Origin of the sequence: Sulfitobacter indolifex (assembly GCF_022788655.1) — a bacterium.
Lineage (GTDB): Bacteria > Pseudomonadota > Alphaproteobacteria > Rhodobacterales > Rhodobacteraceae > Sulfitobacter > Sulfitobacter indolifex.
This window is the reverse complement of the sequence record NZ_CP084952.1, coordinates 214,194-230,871: the sequence shown is the minus strand read 5'-3', so window position 1 is coordinate 230,871 and position 16,678 is coordinate 214,194. Positions and strand designations below refer to the sequence as shown.

General features: G+C 54.1%; 12 protein-coding genes. 6 read left to right on the top strand and 6 right to left on the bottom strand.

Features of this window, described 5'->3' with window-relative positions; translation table 11 throughout:
- Positions 1–33: 33 nt before the first annotated feature.
- From DSM14862_RS17075 to DSM14862_RS17065, 3 genes are all read left to right on the top strand, one after another.
- On the top strand, positions 34–2,214 hold the full coding sequence (locus DSM14862_RS17075; protein WP_007121077.1) for a type I secretion system permease/ATPase: 2,181 nt from the start codon (positions 34–36) through the stop codon (positions 2,212–2,214).
- Positions 2,207–3,547 carry an HlyD family type I secretion periplasmic adaptor subunit gene (locus DSM14862_RS17070; RefSeq protein ID WP_007121076.1) on the top strand — a complete coding sequence of 447 codons (1,341 nt, stop codon included), beginning with the start codon at positions 2,207–2,209 and terminating at the stop codon, positions 3,545–3,547. Before DSM14862_RS17075 ends, DSM14862_RS17070 begins: the two co-directional genes overlap by 8 nt.
- 417 nt (positions 3,548–3,964) lie before the next feature.
- Positions 3,965–4,105, top strand: coding sequence for a hypothetical protein (locus tag DSM14862_RS17065; protein ID WP_007121074.1), 141 nt, complete (start codon positions 3,965–3,967; stop codon positions 4,103–4,105).
- A 131-nt stretch (positions 4,106–4,236) separates the two neighbouring features.
- Here DSM14862_RS17065 and DSM14862_RS17060 read toward each other — a convergent pair whose 3' ends face one another.
- The 3 genes from DSM14862_RS17060 to DSM14862_RS17050 all read right to left on the bottom strand — a co-directional run bounded on the left by DSM14862_RS17060 (position 4,237) and on the right by DSM14862_RS17050 (position 11,345).
- The gene (locus DSM14862_RS17060) at positions 4,237–6,774 is read right to left on the bottom strand and encodes a DUF3131 domain-containing protein (RefSeq protein WP_007121073.1); all 2,538 of its coding nucleotides are present in this window, start codon (positions 6,772–6,774) and stop codon (positions 4,237–4,239) included.
- Complete coding sequence (locus DSM14862_RS17055; protein ID WP_007121072.1) at positions 6,771–10,037, bottom strand: glycosyltransferase; 3,267 nt, start codon at positions 10,035–10,037, stop codon at positions 6,771–6,773. Before DSM14862_RS17055 ends, DSM14862_RS17060 begins: the two co-directional genes overlap by 4 nt.
- Before the next feature lie 885 nt (positions 10,038–10,922).
- Positions 10,923–11,345: a DUF995 domain-containing protein gene (locus DSM14862_RS17050; RefSeq protein ID WP_243254425.1), complete on the bottom strand. Its 423-nt coding sequence runs from the start codon at positions 11,343–11,345 to the stop codon at positions 10,923–10,925.
- Positions 11,346–11,686: 341 nt separating this feature from the next.
- Between DSM14862_RS17050 and DSM14862_RS17045 the strand changes: the two genes are divergently transcribed.
- Positions 11,687–12,043: an H-NS histone family protein gene (locus tag DSM14862_RS17045; RefSeq protein ID WP_243254424.1), complete on the top strand. Its 357-nt coding sequence runs from the start codon at positions 11,687–11,689 to the stop codon at positions 12,041–12,043.
- A gap of 99 nt (positions 12,044–12,142) precedes the next feature.
- On the opposite strand, the gene DSM14862_RS17040 is transcribed toward DSM14862_RS17045, so the two are convergent.
- Positions 12,143–12,289 (bottom strand): hypothetical protein, encoded by a 147-nt coding sequence (locus DSM14862_RS17040; RefSeq protein WP_165481305.1) that lies wholly within the window; start codon positions 12,287–12,289, stop codon positions 12,143–12,145.
- 80 nt (positions 12,290–12,369) lie between these two features.
- Positions 12,370–12,537: a hypothetical protein gene (locus tag DSM14862_RS17035; RefSeq protein WP_007121410.1), complete on the bottom strand. Its 168-nt coding sequence runs from the start codon at positions 12,535–12,537 to the stop codon at positions 12,370–12,372.
- A gap of 749 nt (positions 12,538–13,286) precedes the next feature.
- Between DSM14862_RS17035 and DSM14862_RS17030 the strand changes: the two genes are divergently transcribed.
- Both DSM14862_RS17030 and DSM14862_RS17025 read left to right on the top strand, forming a co-directional pair.
- Positions 13,287–14,135, top strand: coding sequence for a DUF4214 domain-containing protein (locus tag DSM14862_RS17030; RefSeq protein ID WP_040702063.1), 849 nt, complete (start codon positions 13,287–13,289; stop codon positions 14,133–14,135).
- Between the two features lie 348 nt (positions 14,136–14,483).
- Positions 14,484–14,876 carry a hypothetical protein gene (locus DSM14862_RS17025; RefSeq protein WP_007121407.1) on the top strand — a complete coding sequence of 131 codons (393 nt, stop codon included), beginning with the start codon at positions 14,484–14,486 and terminating at the stop codon, positions 14,874–14,876.
- A gap of 226 nt (positions 14,877–15,102) precedes the next feature.
- Here DSM14862_RS17025 and DSM14862_RS17020 read toward each other — a convergent pair whose 3' ends face one another.
- Entirely contained in the window at positions 15,103–16,278 is a 1,176-nt protein-coding gene (locus DSM14862_RS17020) for a nucleotide sugar dehydrogenase (protein WP_007121406.1), read from the bottom strand.
- Between the last annotated feature and the right edge of the window lie 400 nt (positions 16,279–16,678).

Below are 16,678 nucleotides of genomic sequence, written 5' to 3'. Positions count from 1 at the left end.
GAGTTCAGAAATGCATTTCTTTTGACACCTTGGATGCGATGTGCGGGTCCCCTGCCGGAGCCTGCCAAAAGGACGCATGCAGGCGCGCAAGACACGCCGGAACAGACGGGCGCGCAGACAAAAACAGAAGTTCCTTCGCCTGCACCACAGGTGGAGGCCCTCCCCGACGCTTTGCAGAGTTCTGGAAACGCCCCGCCCGTAAAAGACGCCGCCGGCCAAAGCTCCGCGCAAAACCATAGCCAAAGTCATCCCAGGGCGTCTCAGCAAGAGACGCAGAGTACGGAGGCAAAGGCTGCCCCCGAACAGCCAACCGAAGCAAAAGCCAAACATGCAGAGCCAAGCAAAACCACACTTGGTGGCATCCAAATCGAAGGGGATACCGGCCCGATCTTAAAGTCCGGTGATGGCAATAAGCCGCCCCGTGGGACCGGGGGTGGTGGTGGCGGCGGCGGAAATGGGGGCAAGCCCACTTTTCACAAGCGTGGCGCACCCGATCAATTTGCCGCACAACTAAGCAAAGGCAAACAGATCGTCCGGCGCAATATGGGCTTCGTGATGATCTTGACTTGCGCGACCAACGTCTTGGTCCTGTCGATCCCCATTTATCTGTTTCAGATATCTGACCGCGTGCTGACCAGCCGCTCTATTGATACTTTAATCATGCTCACGGTGGTCATCGCCGGTGCCGTGATTTTGCAGTCTATTTTTGATGCGGTACGTCGCTTCATTTTAATGCGCACAGCCGTAGAGGTTGCGGTACGTCTCGGTGGGCCGGTATTGAGTGCCGCGGCCCATTCGTCGCTGCATGATAATGGGCGGCAGTATCAGACCCTTGGGGATCTCCAATTGCTGCGCAGCTTTCTTGTTTCCGGCACGCTGATCTCGTTTCTCGACGTTCCTTTTGCCCCTTTGTTCATCGCCGCAATTTTTCTTGTGCACCCACATCTAGGTATGATCGTGGTGGCAACGGCCATGGTCTTGATGGTGATCGCGTTGATCAACCAAAAGGCGACATCCAAACCTTTTGCTGAAGCCAATATGGCTCAAGCGCGCGCCAACATGCATCTCGATTCCATGTCCCGCAACAGCCAGATTATTAACGCCCTTGCCATGGTTCCTGAGGCTGTCACGCTCTGGGGACGTGATACGGCTACCTCTCTTCGGTCTCAGGTTATCGCTCAGGACCGCAATATCATGTGGGCTGCAGTGTCCCGCGGGGCTCGCTTGCTTACTCAGATCGCAATGCTGGGTTGGGGCGCTTTCCTTGCCATTCAAGGTGAAATTACCGGGGGCATGGTCATTGCGGCCTCCATCATCGCGGGGCGCGCGCTCTCACCGATCGAAGGCTCCATTGAAGGGTGGAACGGTTTTTCCCAATCACGCTCTGCATATCAGCGGGTGGAGAACCTGATGATGACGGCCGTTCAGAAGTTTGAAAAGTTACGCCTGCCGCAGCCGGAAGGCCGGTTGAATGTGGAGCGCCTGCTCTATGTGCCTACAGGCACAAAGCAAGTCGTCCTTAATGGCCTTACCTTTTCTTTGCAGCCTGGGGACTCGCTGGCGGTGATCGGTAACTCCGGGGCAGGCAAGACTACTTTGGGCAAGATGTTGGTTGGATCAATCTTGCCGACATCTGGGAATGTGCGGCTCGACCTTATGGATCTGCGCAACTGGGATACCCGCCAGCTCGGCGAGAACCTCGGATACCTTCCCCAAGACGTGCAGCTGTTTCCCGGCACCATCAAAAACAACATTGCGCGGATGCGGTCTGATGCGCGCGACGAGGACATCCACCGCGCCGCCGTCTTGGCAGATGTGCATGACATGATCGCTTCCCTTCCCCACGGCTATGAGACGATGGTCGCAGCAGATGGTTCTCCGCTCTCTGGAGGCCAAAAGCAACGCATTGCTCTTGCGCGTGCCTTCTACGGGAACCCACGCTTTCTGGTGCTGGATGAGCCCAACTCCAACCTCGACACTGCTGGTGACCGCGCACTGGCCAATGCCATTCATCGCGCCGGCGAGGCAGGTATTACGGTGGTGGTCATTACGCAAAAGCCGTCTTTGCTGAGTGTGGTCGACAAGATCATGCTTTTGGCTGACGGCAATATTGCACTTTTCGGCGAGCGCCAGCAGGTGCTCCAGCAACTGTCCCAGCGGAGCAACAACGGCAATCCCCCAGCACCCCATCAGGGAGGACCGAACAATGGGTGAATTGGTAGTCTATTCAGAGCCACCCGCATGGTATGATGAGGTACCACGCTCCATTACGCGACAGGTAATCTTTGGGATTAGCCTGCTTGTCTTTGCCTTCGGAGGATTTGGGCTCTGGGCCTTCAAGGCGCCTTTGGCGGCCGCTGTTATTTCCCAAGGCAGCTTTGTTGCTACCGGAAGCAACAAGATCGTGCAGCACTTGGAGGGGGGCATCATTAAGGAGATCCTCGTTGAGGAAGGTCAAGATGTCGAAGCAGGCCAACCCCTTCTGCTTTTGGATGAAACGTCTGCCTTGGCTACGGAAAGAGAGCTGTTTTTGCGCCAGGTGCGGCTTGAGGCGATGGAAGCGCGCATTCTTGCTGAATACAGTCAAAAGGACGTGCTAGCCTACCCTCTGCATCTCGAGAAACTCCGGAGCGATTTCAACATCGCCTCGATGCTTGACGGACAGGAAATTGTATTTGATGCGGCCACACGTCAGCTGCAAAATGACGTCAATCTGCTTCAACAGAGCATAAATGGCCTGAAAGAACGCGCGCAGGGCTACGAGCAACAGCTCAATGCGACGAAGATACAGCTTGAGATCCTGATCGAGGATTCTGAAGCTAAAGAGATCCTTTTGAATAAAGGCCTCATCCGGCGCACGGAGTACAACACATTGCGACGTGCTATGGCGGAAGCCACAGGCCAAATCGGGCGGCTCGAATCTGAAATCAAGGAAACTCAAGCGCTTTCCATGCGCTATGAATCTCAAATAGAACAGACCATTGATGAGCGGCAAGCGGCGGCTCTCGATGAGCTTCAGGTGGTGCAATCAGAGCTGGAAAGTATTCGAGAGCAAACGCGCAAGGCTCAAGGTATTCTGCACCGGGCTGAAATAGTGGCACCCGTGTCGGGCACCGTGGTGCGCATGCACTATCATACGGCTGGGGGCGTTATTGAAAGCGGGAAGGCAATATTAGAGATCCTCCCGACCGGCGAGCCGCTGATCATCGAAGTTCAGATCCCGCGGGCTGAGATTGATGTCGTACGCAAAGGCCAAGAGGCAACAGTGCGTCTAACAGCGCTAAACCAACGCACCACACCGATCTTGGAAGGTCAGGTCTACTATGTCTCGGCCGACGCTATCTTGGATCGGGCAAATGACGTTCCCCAAGAAATCTATGTCGCGCGTGTGTCGGTGCCGCCCAGAGAGCTCGACCGTGTTCGGGGTTTTACCCCGACGCCAGGCATGCCGGCCGAGATCATGATCACCACGCAAGATCGTACCTTTATCCAGTATCTCATGAAGCCTGTTACTGACAGTATGATCCGCGCCTTTCGCGAACAGTGACCGTGCAACGCGCAAAGCGCGCGCAAAACCAGTCACGGAGAGTGTCTCGGTGTCTTGGGTGTTGCTGGGACCGGCGCTGTCTGACCGGATGAAACGCCGCTGTCCCCCGATCTGCACTACAGAGCGGACATCGTCTGGTTGAAGGTAATCGCGATGTGAAGGTGGTGGGCCACGGTCACAAACCTCTGCAGTACGGGCCGCTGTTGCCTCACCGGCGTGTTGAGATCCTCAAGACGGGCCGCCTCAGTGACCGGGAGCAAAGCTTCGAAGCCAGCGCGCGCGCCGGCGGAAGCAGACCGGTGAGGTGGTCCTTCCAAAAGAAGGGCTTCTTTGCATTCGCAGCTATGCGCGCTCTATCCAAACATGCCATTCCTAGTAACGATAAAAGAACGGACGCGAACAGAAAGGCAAAGGACTATGAGCGATCCTGAACGGATAAAGCTGCTTGAGAAAGCACTGATAAAATATGTTGAGCTATACGGGTTTATAGATGAAGCGCGTGAGTATTACATACGCAATGCAGACGGAAAAGTGGCGGCATCTGAGCAAAAACATTGAGCGCTACCATGTAGAAATCTGCTAAACAACACAGCGAAACCGTGTGCTCAAGTCTTCCACTGCACGGAATGCGTCGCTCAAACTGGTGGAGAGCTTTGCACAAGCGGACTGCGCTTTGCGACATATGCGGGTCAGTCATCCTCTTTCAGCATATGCGCGATAGATTGAAGGATGACTGCGTTTGTATTGATATCGCTATAGGTTTTGCTTGGCTCTCCGGTCCTTTGGTTGATGCTGGATGCAAAGCCATTAGAGGTCTTGGCCTTGTCTCTTACGACGGTGAGCAGCCTGTCGCAAAACGGATGGTCCTTATACGCGGACCACAAGTAGGCCGCTTTTGAGCTGATCGAGAGATGCTCATCACGGAAGGCCTTCGTGCGATGAGCGTCTAAGCCTGCCACTGTGTCAGTGGCCCAAGCGCGCCCCTGCGCATCAAATTGCAACCCTTGGTACAAGAACCAGGGTGCGTTGTTGATAGGCCCTTCTGAGACGCAGATGAGCCTTCCGGTTTCCTCATGCTCTTCGATTTGAGCGGCCAACAAGACATCAGCGAGATACGCTGATTCAGGAGACATGCCGAACTCTAGCGCTTCCATCAGCAGAGGTTCCGCCCCAAGAGGCCCAATGCGCCCGCAGACTTCCAGCAAGGCCATCTGACCATCAGGGCTGCTTTTGCCTTGGAACACTTCGTAGGGTGATTTCACTTCAATCCCCCAGGTCCGAAAGGCCCAGGCGGCATAATGTGCGCAATGTGACCTAAAGGTCGTTTCGAGTATGCCGTCCTCTACGGAGTAGACGACTCCATTCTGAACGATGTCTTTCAGGTCCCAACTTGCCACGGTGGGCGCCGCGCGATCTTTTACCAAAGGGTGCAGATCGAGGTTGTACAAAGCCGCCAGCAGCCGTCCGGCATCACAGCCATCAAAGTTTCGGTTGCCCCATTTGAACTTGTCAGTTGCAATCCATCCTTGGGGCAACAGCCGCCCTTGGGAGCGTCGGCCAGCAATGTTGGGCAAAATACGCCCGATCGCCCTTTGGAACTTCTGGGGCGAGATGAGTTCAAGGTCTACCGCCGCTATGAGTGCAAAGATATGGCTGCCCACATCCCACATTGTCACGGTTTCATGCAACCTTTGGTGGCCAGCAGCAAAGTTCACGGTGGCGGGGCAAAGGCCTGTTTTCGGATTGGTCCATCGGTCGAAATACGACCAGGCAACCTTGGCATCCGCCAGCAATTGGGTGCGGTTTTCGGCACTTGGATCAACGGGCGTTTTTGATAGTTGCGCCTGATAGGTCTGCGCTCTGCGAAAATGCGTGATGTAGGGACCCGTGGGAACGAGGCGCTTTACATAGTCTGGCAGTGATACGATCCGGGAAATGCCGTCATTCTCGATCGCGTATAGAGCGTTTTTGAAAACACGCCTGTAGGATTGATTCTGCAAAAGCTCCGTGGAAACAGCGAGGACACAGTCCGTCGTTCCAAGGGACCTTTCCAAGGTTTCCTTTGCTGATCCGACATCTTGAAGGCGCACTGTCGGCAGGCCCAAGATGTTCTTTGAGTTTAGCCCTGCCTTGGTTTTCTCGGTAAGTTCAGCTGCGATTCCATAGCCGTCATCGGCGGGAGCCTGAGAGGACAAATGCTGCCCTTTGTCGAAGAGCGCGACAGCATCCAAGGATCCAGAGGAAGGTTTTCCCTCCTTCAAAGAAATCCAGTACCCCAAAGCGGCGTCTGAGGCTGCGTCGGGCCCAGAGCTTGAGGGCAGTCCTTCAGCCTCCAGTTCGCGCTGGAAATTAGCTAAGGCGGCTTGGTCTTCTGCTGTCGCATTCCGCCCCACGACAAAATGCAGCGCTACATGTCTTTTATAGGCATAGGCGTCCCGAAACTGGAGATCGGAAGCAAGGATGGGGCTGACCCAGTGGTCGCCCGTCTGGGCCAAAACGTGGGCAGCAAATGCAGAGGCTGCGGACCCAAGCCCTGCTAGGGGGATGGTCAAGAAGTCTTGCGCAGAAAGGTAGAGGACGCGTTCCACCGCCCGGGGCTGGGGGAAACTATAGGCTTTCCGCGCAGGCTGCAGTTGTACGCGCTGACCACCGACCAGTCTGACAACACCGTCATCCCAAGCCTCAGGCCTGACTTCACGGCTCACCTGAGGGCGCATCAAGACATTACGAATGCCAGAAGCCCGAACGCCCGAGGGAGCCACAGTTGTGGGCATCATATCGCAGGCGATGGTTTGGCTTTCGTCTGCATAGGGGGGGTGTTCCGTGGTGCCCCACACAGCGGCGTGCAAAGCGCGGCGCGTGTCGTGAACCGCACGCGCTTGGAAATAGGGGGTCATGCCCGCAAGGTTTTTCACCATGGGCACGATCTGAAGCAAACCGGGTGTTCTTTGCAGCCGTGTTCTTAGAGCTTGCGAAAGCGCACTGCCTGGCTCCAAGGGCCCTGCGTTGAGGGGGGCTAGGTCAACCAGACAACTCACAGGCAACCCTTTGCGGGCAAAGGCATCCAGAACAATCGCGATGCGCTCAGGATCGGTGGTGGTATCCACATTGTCGATTATGACGAGGGTGTTTTGAGGGGTGGCGGCCGCGCCACGACCTAGGGACGGATGCGCAAGCAAAAGCGGTGCTGCGGTGCCCCACCTTAAAAAAGTTCGGCGCTCGATCATGTCAGCTTTGCTTGATCAAAGTGAAAGCCCACGCGCGTCATCCGCCCCCAATTGGTCAAAGATCCCGTTACTGCCCGCCAGAGCGCCCGGATGACTGAAACATACAAGACCTGACGGTAGAAGATCCGCTGCACCGGAAGCAAAAGCAACAAGCGCCGATCCTCTGTAGGGTCCAATCGAAAGGCGATGACGGCACTCGCGATTTCCAATGCCGGCAGGGCCAGATAGGCGATGATTAAAGGATTGGTTATGACGCTTGCGAAATCCTGATCCGTCGCGCCAATGTTTGTAAAAAACTCTATCACCAGGAGCACCAGAAACAGGTCTGCCAAGGGCGCGATAAGCGGCATCAAATACCCAAAAACCACCAAATCCGGTAAGGCTACGAGACCTAAGTTGCGACGCTCAACCGTCGCACCGAGATGTTTCCAGCCAGCTTGCATCATACCGAGCGACCAGCGCAGCCGCTGCGTCATCAATGCACTGAGAGACCTTGGCGTTTCGGTTGTTGCAACCGCGCGATCTTCATAGATTACCTGATAGTCTGACCGTATCATCGCCATCGTCATGTCGGCGTCTTCTGTAAGCGTTTCAGTGGAGAAAATGCCCGCTTCCATTAGAGCTGTCGTGCGCCACGCCCCAATCGCTCCGGGTACAACGGTGATGGCATTAAGATATTCTTTGGCCCGGCGCTCAACAGCTTGGGCCGTGATATATTCAAGCGCTTGGAGGCGGGTGAGAAGGTTGTCTCGATTGCCCACAACCACCCGACCGGCCACGGCCCCTACTTTGGGGTCTTTGAAGTGCGCGGCCAGCAGGCTCACGGCGTCAGGAGCAATTTGGGAATCTGCATCAATGCAGATCAAGATTTCACTTTGTGCTTCATCAAGTGCGGCATTGAGCGCCGCAGCCTTGCCGCGGTTGGGCTGTCTGAGGACGGTCACCAGCGGGTGATACGCAAAGCTGATCGCTTTCTCGTAGGTGTCATCGGTCGATCCGTCGTCCACCACGATGATATCAAAATCTCCATACTCAGAGTAGAGGGCTTTGCGGATGCATTTTTCAATCACGCGCGCCTCATTGTAGGCAGGGATCACGATTGTGACCGAGGGCTCGTGCTTTGAAAGGGGCGGTGCATGGCGCCGGCGCCTTGCCGCCCAGAAAAGAAGACTGATTGAGCGGCAAATGCCGATTGCGAACACGGTCCAGAAAGCAATCTGGAGAAGAGACCAGCTGTTGCCCACGGCCAGAAAGGACATGCTGCCGAAGGTGGATGTCACGCGATCTCCATCTGGCATCAGCATGTCTGGTGAAACCCCTAGAAGGTCAGCAAGGGTGGTAAAGGTGTAGCCTTTGAGCCGCAATTCAGAGATCACCCGCGGGAGAGCCGCAACGGTCTGGCTCTGATCCCCGCCCCCATCATGGAGCAGCACGACGCCCCCGGCATTGAGCTCTACCTGCCTGATGATCTCATCTGCCAGCTCATCGGCGGTTTGAGTGATCCAGTCGCGCGGCACGACGTCCATCCCGGCAATGATGTATCCCGCATCCTCAAGGGGAAGAAGAGATGCGACTTCCTTGGATGTGATAGGGCCGCCGCTGCGCATATAGGGTTCGCGATAGAGCCGCATGTTTTTGCCAGTTATGCCGTTGATTAACAACTGCGTAGAGTTGACTTCAACCCGGGCCCGGGAGGCGGAGACCTCTCCCATATTTGGGTGTGAATAGGTATGCGAGCCCAGCTCATGGCCTTCCGCAAGAATGCGTTTTATTAAATCCGGGGCGGCGATCGCGCTGTTGCCCAAAACAAAAAATGCGCCGGGCGTTTGGGTTTCGCGCAAAATATCCAAAGCGGCAGGGGTGTGCTGAGGATGGGGGCCATCATCAAAGGTCAGAACCACCTTATTAAGCGCGCCAGCGCCGTAAAGCCGCACGGCCCCTGCCCGCGGCAACTCGCTATAACTTACAGAAGTGACTTCATGGGTGGTGGGGTCAATCAGCACGGTACGTTTGCCTACACGTGGCATGGAAATCGGCGCGACAAAGGGGCCTTCCCCGAAAAGCTCAACGTAGTCTGATAGAACGATGTTTTTGAGGCTTTCGCCGGAGAGTGCCGTGTCGCGCGTGGTCTGGTCGAGAACCGCCCAAATTCCTGGGTCTTCATACCCGAGCCCACTGAGACCGATTGCGGCAATACCTTTATTTTGCAACGTGAGAATTTGATTTTGCGTTGAAGCGGCGTCAAGCATCCAAACCCGGTGCTGCATTCCCTTGGCATCTATATAGCTTGCCCGGGTGTTTCCGGCCTGAGGGGTAAACTCTGTATTCCCTCCCTCTTCCGCGAGCGCAGACATGGTTTGCGCAAAGGACTGGATTTCCGGCCGAGGTTGGCCTGAGACCCAATCGACGGTGTGGGTCCCCAACTCAATGACCAGCTTCTCAGGTGCTACATGCTCTTGGAGGGACGTCACATGCGCTTCAAACCACTTCTTATCTGCCAGTGGCTGAGGTGCGGAGCCGATCCAATACTCCTGGTAGCCATTGACGATGACCGTATCAAAGAACCGGTTCGCTAGGACCAAAAGACTGTTCGGGGTGCTGCTTGGAAGCTTCACGCAAGATGTAAGGCCCTGCGTGCTTAATGCAGTCGCTACTTGTCGACCTAAGGTGCTGAAGGTTTCGATAGTCAAAGGGACCAAAGGGCTTGCGTCTAGGCAATACCCCGTCACGGCATCATCTTGAGAGGGGCGGTCAAAGAAATCTGACAGAACCGTTGCCACTTGCGTGGACCCGTTCGGGGCCGTCAAAAACCTTGTTGCGGTGGCGTCCAGCTGAAGCAGAGGCATGATGCCCACTCTGGGGCTCTTTTCAACATACTCCAGCAGCGGATCACGGGTGCCTGAGCTTACGCCAACAACTTGTGCCTCCCCCTCGGCCACCGTGATATGAAACCAGGTGGGCAAGACCACATGAAGGGTATCACAGCTTTGTCGGAGAGATTTTGCCGCCCAAGGGAGCTTGGCAGGGACAACCGCATAAACCTTTTGCCTTTGCGCCGGGGCATCACCTGTCAAACATTGGTATCTCAGACCTTCTTGCCGCGCATAAAGCTCTATCGCTGCAAGGTTTGGCAGTTCATTGCCCTCCTGCATGGGGAGACGTCGCGGATTAGACCGCATGCTTTGCTCTTTTAACACGCTGATAGGTTCAGGCAGTGCCGCTTCCAAGCCGCCATCCGAGCCCACCGTCATGGCAAAAAGCATCAGCCAAACAATAGCGCCAAGGGCGACAGTCCCGACAGATAAAAGAACACGCGTTTTCCTTCGGCGGCTAGGGTCCAGAAAGACGCGATCTGACAGCCCACGGCTGGTGCGAGGCGCATGGTACCCCCGCTCACCCCCCGCTGTTTTGTCAGCGCTTTTCTTTGGCCGCCCAATATTACGCATTTACGCCTTCGCATCTACAACCTGTCGTATAGGAGCGTTTGCGGCGTAGCACTGAAGTCCGGCGCTAAAGCAGGAGCGGGCGGGTCAGAGTGTAAAAGTTAAAGAAGCACAACCGAGTTAGGCGCTATCCTGATTAACTTGCGCTCACCTATATATCATCGGCGCGCACGAACCCGTTCGAAATCCAAATACTTTATGTGGCTGCAAAGCCTATACTGCGTCGATTATAAATGAAGGCAGAAGTATGTCATCTCATTGCCCAATTTATGCCCATTTTGCAATCTTGGGTTGATCTATTGTTTCTCTTTATTGAACGCTGACGCAAAGAAAGCCGGATTGGTCATTTGAAGACTAAAAAGTAGGCCAGCCAAAAGTTTAGCAGTCAGGCGATTCGCACCTCCCTATGGCAGATGACCGCTCATTTTTGGCCACAAGATTTAAGAATCCTTGACGACAATACCCTCTTGAAACAACATAGGATCAATCGTGTTCCCTACAGCACACGGTTGCCCAGTAACGGCTGCAACTTCGGTTGTAGCCGTTTTTTTATTTCTTTCAGGTAGGCGCTCTTTTTCAGGGCCCACAATGATCTGCCTTGAATTTTTTAGGTCTCGATGTGGATTACTTCAAACCCGCTTGCACCAGCCGTGCCCGAGTTTTTCCCGCGAAGACGACAGTAGAAGACTACCGCTCACCGAGGCCTTATATTCCAAGCTTCTTTTTGAGCCCGGCGACTTCATCTTGGTATATGTAGCCGCGGGTTAAGCTTGCGTCCCCCTTAACGGGCCACCATTCTGACTGTCCTGGATAGCTGCGCCAGACGCGGTCAAAACGGTCAACCACATGCTGGATGCAGCTTTTTTCTCCCGGAGAGCTGCCGGCGCGACCGTTATTGGGCCAGTACCATGTAAGGTTGTGACACATGCGCCCGTAGCTATCGACGGTCCATGTGCCCGCGCCCAGGCTGTCGCTGCTCTGCGCGCACCAGGCCCGAGCTTGATTGTTCGGACCAAAATAAATGCCGCCGTCACAGTCTGCGTCCCATTGTTCGGTTTTGCCAATATAAGCTGCAATGACTTGGCTGGGTGCGGGGGTCTGTGCCTTGTAAGGCAAAGGATCGGCCATCGCGCCGACCGGAAGAGCCGCGATGAGACAACAAGCAAGCCAAGATCTTCGACCAAACATGGGAGAACCCTTTCCACAGAAGGAACCGTAAATGCTATGCTCAGCGGATTTATGGTCTCATGTCAATATTTATCCCTCAGGCTTTTTGCCCGAACAATCTTGCATATGATGCGTGCTTAGCGAACTGAAAACGAGCATAAGCCCTGCCCTTTCAGTACTTGTGAAAATCACAAACGCGATACCTAAAGCATTAAATCTACTAACATAACTTGAACAGATGATATCGCATGCATATTAAACTCCATTAGAGGCTCAGCTCGAAAGAAAAATGGAAACCATATATGATCGATAAAAGTGAACTGAAGACAATGTCTCGCAAAGAGCTCGAAAAGCTTTTGAATGATGTCCAAAAAGCGTTAGCATCTGCAATAGCGAAGGATCATCGTGAGGCAAAGAAGGCTGCTTCCAAAGCAGCTGCTGAGTTTGGCTTTTCGCTAGGTGAAATTGCAGAACTCGCAAGCCCGGTGCCCGCGAAGACAAAGCGCAAAGCAAAAGCTGCTAAAAAGCCGTCGAAACCCGTCTTTTCCAATCCTGCCGATAAGACGCAAACTTGGACTGGAAAAGGACGGCAGCCCAACTGGTACCGCGATCAGATTACCGCAGGAACCGCGCCTGAGACAATGCGCATTGCAGACTAATGAAGCTTTGGCCCTCGCGACTGCGAGGGTCTTCATCCCTTTACTAGCCATATTTTCAGGCTTGGACCCTGTTTCCTGAACAAGTAGACAAAAGCTTGTTCAAGGGACGGCGTCGACACGCACCCGCGCCCACTTGATCGCATCTGGATCTTGTTCGGCAAGGCCGTTGAGTAAAAAGTTGGCGCGCTCTGCGATATATTTTTCCATGTCTTGGATGTAATGCTTCGCACCGTCATCCATCGCCATGATTTCTTCAGCGGCTTGAGGCAGCAGAGCGAGAGCCGTTCGGCAAAGCTTCACTACCCGCCGGAGGATCAAGCTAGGATTTAGCCCGACAAGCGCAGCTTCGCGCTGCCAATGCCGGCCTTTGACATGATCCCCGTCCCATCCCGCCGCAAGCCCCGGAGGTTTTGCCAGTCGTTAGCATAGGTCAGGGTCGCTCCAGTCTCATCTGGCTTGATTTCGGCCACTTCCCGGCTCTCGTAGAAGATCATCACTTCAATCCTCCAACGGTGGAAGGTCGTCGGGATTTATTTCAGGGAGTTCTTCTTTCGGCGTTATGCTTTGCGCCTGCACAATAACAGGTTCGATACCCAGAAAGCGCGCAATCCTCAGCGCGGGTCCGATCCGAAGGGTGGGCTTGCCGCCTTCCGTCTCGATGACATAGCGTCGACAAACTCCGGTGCTGTTAACCACACCTTCCTAACGTAAACCTAGCGCCTTGCGTTGGCTACGAACCATTTCGCCATAAAGGCGGGCCTCCTCGACCCCCATAAGCTCCGGGACCAAAAGTTTTGACGTTGGGGGGCCGGCTGCTCACTGCAACTCCGCATGATCGGCGGCCCTTAAAGGAGATGGTCCCGATCGGTTACTTAGGAGTGTTCTCGCTTGGGTTTGCGAGCAAATGGTACCGATCGGGAACATATAAATCGATATCAGTTTCCAGACCCGAAATGAACGTACCGGATGTCAGCAACCTTTCTGGATAGGGCTAAGGCTCTTTGGCGAGAAGTGACAAAGGCACTCGCACTTTTAGGCGACAACTGCTTCATACGCTGCTTTGTTGATCCGAAAGCTACAGACCCCGCATTCCAGTGGGCGATCCAACCCTGAGTTGCCATATTGTTGTCATTTTTATAGCCAGTTTTGTTTTACCGGCATATCCTTTTGATTACGTGGCGATTCTCCCGCGTGGGTTGCACGAGAATTGCCTGATAAGGTTATTCTATTTAGGAGTTTCAACATGGACCAACTTACGGTTGGGGACATCCGCCCCCTACTTACGCTCGCGGCGAACAGCCCCCTATTAGACGACTCTGAAGGCATTGCTTCTCAACTGCGGGAAATTCTTATTAGTCTTGGAGTGACAATTACCCCAGAGCTTGATGAGTCCCTGACTTTGATTGAGGCCAACCCGGTTCTCGTTTCGGCAGGAGTTGAAGAACTTCGGAGCGCAATTGAGAACTTGCCGGACGAAACTTTGCTGAGTGACGTCGAAGGGTTTGGAACGGCAGAACCTGGCGATGGCGTCGGAGTCACGCAAGATCAAAATGGAAATGACATCCAAACGTTCAAACTGCCCTTTAGTGGGACACAAATATCGGTTGAGGATGACGGTGTCACAATCACCTTACCGGGTGAAGCGCCTCAGAAACTTGTAGGCTTGGAGCGCCTTGAGTTTACCGATGGCACGTTGTTCTTGGATATCGAGGATGGCGCAGGCTTGGTTAAAGCTGCCTATGATGCTCTGCTTGGCAACAGCCAACCGGATGCTGCTGGTTTCGACTTTTGGCTCAATCTCTATGAGGGAGGCGCAATCGACACCTTTGCTCTGACAAATGCATTCACGCAAACAGATGCTTTTGCTCAACAATATGGCGCAGTGCTGAATAATGCTGAGGCCTTGGTTCAATCTATCTACAATAACCTATTTGATCGAGAAGCGGATGCAGCAGGTCTGACATTCTGGAAAGAATACCTCGATGTAAACGGGGTTGCCGATACGGTCGATGAGGCCCTTGCCTATATGATGCAGTCGGATGAGTTCGCAGGGTTGGTCGGAACCACCTATTCTGACGGTGTTTTCGTCTAAAGCCAATTAGTCGAGATGGCAGGTTGAGCGCTGGCATCTCGACAGCGCATTGAATTTAGATGCGAAATCTCGGTCCAATCTAAGAATTTTTTGATCGTATGCTGGGCGAAAAACTTGAAAATTTGAAAGATAAAACTGTGTCCTCGGCGCTTCGCTCAACGGATCATTTGGAAATTTTGTTTATGTAGGGCTTGTCAGAGCGCGGGCCTGTCCACCATCCTGAAACCCACATGGGGGCCAACCGTGAAGCGGCCGATACGACCTAGCAGGCCGCTCACCTAATAAAAGAGCAGCAGGATATTCATTGAAGGGGTTCACCCCTTCAATGGACATAAACAAAGGTGAACCATGAAGATTAAAGCTTCCTACATTGGGCTGCTGGCTGCAGCCTGCGTATTTTTGAGCGCGCCCCAAGACCTTCAGGCGTTTGAACTTTCCGACGGCAGCTATGAAACCGATCAGGACGGCGGCACAGGGACGCTGAAGGTTTTCCAGGGCCAGGCGGTGCTGCGTATTAAAGGGAAGGAGTGCTCTGGCGAAGTTGCAGGGGAATTGAGGCCCTTATCGGACGGACAACTTACCTTCAGTCAAAACCTAGACGGTAATCACTGCGCGCTTGTGCTACGCGATTCAACTCAGGGGCTGATAAAGATCATGCCTCAACAGAATTGCTCCAAGTTTAATGGCCCTACCTGCAGCTTTTTTGGGGTCGTTAAAAAGCACACGTTCATGCAGCACTGATATAATTTGTTGAAACGTACTTTGTCTAACTTCCCGAGGGTCAGCGCTCGGGGCTCAGCAAAACACAATGGGTGAGACTGATCGAAAAGGTTTGCAGGCGTACGACCACTGATCTTGGTGGTCGCTTAGGTCGAAATTAAGCACGCGCCTTACCCTACTACGCTACAAGACTGCGAAAAATGGCTAAAGCGGGCGATTTGATCCGAAGGCGCCCTGCCCTCGCACATCAGTCGGCACCAAACAGATCTCGGGTAAAAACCTTCTCGCTGACATCTTCAAGATCGGTATGACGGCGGTTTGCCACGATCACATCCGCCTGCATCTTGAATGCATCGAGATCTTCGATCACGGCGGACCCAAAGAAGCTGTCTTCCTGCAGCGCTGGTTCATAGACGATAACCTCGAGGCCCTTGGCTTTCAGTCGCTTCATGATCCCTTGCACCGAACTTTGACGGAAATTATCAGATCCGGTTTTCATCACCAGCCGGTAGATGCCGACTTTGCGCGGGCTTAACGCAAGGATCCGTTCGGCAACGAAGTCTTTGCGGGTGCGATTGGCCTCCACGATCGCGTGGATCAGATTTTGCGGAATATCCGAATAATTGGCCAACAACTGCTTTGTATCTTTGGGCAGGCAATAGCCCCCATACCCAAAAGAAGGGTTATTGTATTGCTGGCCAATGCGCGGATCGAGACAAGCGCCGTCGATGATCTGGCGTGTATCGAGCCCATTGGACAGCGCATAGCTGTCCATCTCGTTAAAATAGGCGACGCGCATGGCGAGGAAAGTATTGGCGAAAAGCTTTACTGCCTCAGCTTCGGCCGCGCCGGTGAAGAGTATAGGGATATCGCAAGTGCGCGCTGCTTCGGCCAGAAGCGCTGCAAAACGGCGCGCTCGAACACTGTCTTCGCCCACCACGATACGCGACGGGTGCAGGTTGTCATATAGAGCACGGCCCTCGCGCAGAAACTCGGGGCTGAAGATCAGCTGGTCGGTCTGAAGCTTTGCGCAAAGGGCTGCAGTATAGCCCACCGGCACGGTGGATTTGATGACAATGGTTGCCTTCGTGTTGAGAACCATGACTTCGCGCACCACCGCTTCGACACTGGACGTATCAAAGACGTTCGTCTGCGGATCGTAGTTCGTAGGCGTGGCGATGATGACGAACTCTGCCTCACTGTAAGCCTCTGCAGCAACAGTCGTGGCGCGCAGGCTTAAGGGTATTTCTGCCAGATAGCGTTCAATCTCGGGATCCACGATCGGTGAACGGCCCGCATTCACTTCTGCTACGCGATCCGGGTTCAGATCCACTGCCGTTACATCATTGTGCTGGGCCAGCAAAACGGCGTTGGACAGTCCTACATAGCCAATCCCGGCCACGGCAATTTTAGTCTTGGACATGCGAGGGCGCGCCTTTTCTACATCTCTTTGAGAGAAACTGATAAACCGTGACCCCCTCCTATGGAAACCCACTGTCTATGCACTTCATCGCTATGATCGTTAATGGGAATGTGAGGCTGATCTTGGGCACGCTCAAGGGCAGTATTGTGGAGGCGACCGCCGCGTTTCAGATAAGTCGTCACTTGCATCCCTAGCGGCTTCTGCGGCTTTGGCGCCCGGCAAACGGGGTACTCTCCTTGCGAAATGCCCTCTGCCCTCAGAAAAGCGGGCCCCTCCTTAGAGGGACATCATGCGCTGCGCACCCGAAACGGAAAAGCGATATCAACGCTGTAATGTTCCGCCTGGGCGTGCACGGTATAACCGTAAGCGCCGTCCTGCTTTTCTTTTCCCTCGAAGGCCC

Bases quoted from the DNA above. Each gene is read 5' to 3' on its own strand.
- DSM14862_RS17050 (WP_243254425.1), bottom strand. From the start codon at position 11,345: ATGGCCGATCCTTTGCCTTACAAGGCACAGACCCCCGCACCCAGCCAA.
- DSM14862_RS17045 (WP_243254424.1), top strand. From the start codon at position 11,687: ATGATCGATAAAAGTGAACTGAAGACAATGTCTCGCAAAGAGCTCGAA.
- DSM14862_RS17055 (WP_007121072.1), bottom strand. From the start codon at position 10,037: ATGCTTTTTGCCATGACGGTGGGCTCGGATGGCGGCTTGGAAGCGGCA.
- DSM14862_RS17060 (WP_007121073.1), bottom strand. From the start codon at position 6,774: ATGATCGAGCGCCGAACTTTTTTAAGGTGGGGCACCGCAGCACCGCTT.
- DSM14862_RS17040 (WP_165481305.1), bottom strand. From the start codon at position 12,289: ATGGCGATGGATGACGGTGCGAAGCATTACATCCAAGACATGGAAAAA.
- DSM14862_RS17065 (WP_007121074.1), top strand. From the start codon at position 3,965: ATGAGCGATCCTGAACGGATAAAGCTGCTTGAGAAAGCACTGATAAAA.
- DSM14862_RS17035 (WP_007121410.1), bottom strand. From the start codon at position 12,537: ATGATCTTCTACGAGAGCCGGGAAGTGGCCGAAATCAAGCCAGATGAG.
- DSM14862_RS17070 (WP_007121076.1), top strand. From the start codon at position 2,207: ATGGGTGAATTGGTAGTCTATTCAGAGCCACCCGCATGGTATGATGAG.
- DSM14862_RS17020 (WP_007121406.1), bottom strand. From the start codon at position 16,278: ATGTCCAAGACTAAAATTGCCGTGGCCGGGATTGGCTATGTAGGACTG.
- DSM14862_RS17030 (WP_040702063.1), top strand. From the start codon at position 13,287: ATGGACCAACTTACGGTTGGGGACATCCGCCCCCTACTTACGCTCGCG.
- DSM14862_RS17025 (WP_007121407.1), top strand. From the start codon at position 14,484: ATGAAGATTAAAGCTTCCTACATTGGGCTGCTGGCTGCAGCCTGCGTA.
- DSM14862_RS17075 (WP_007121077.1), top strand. From the start codon at position 34: ATGCGATGTGCGGGTCCCCTGCCGGAGCCTGCCAAAAGGACGCATGCA.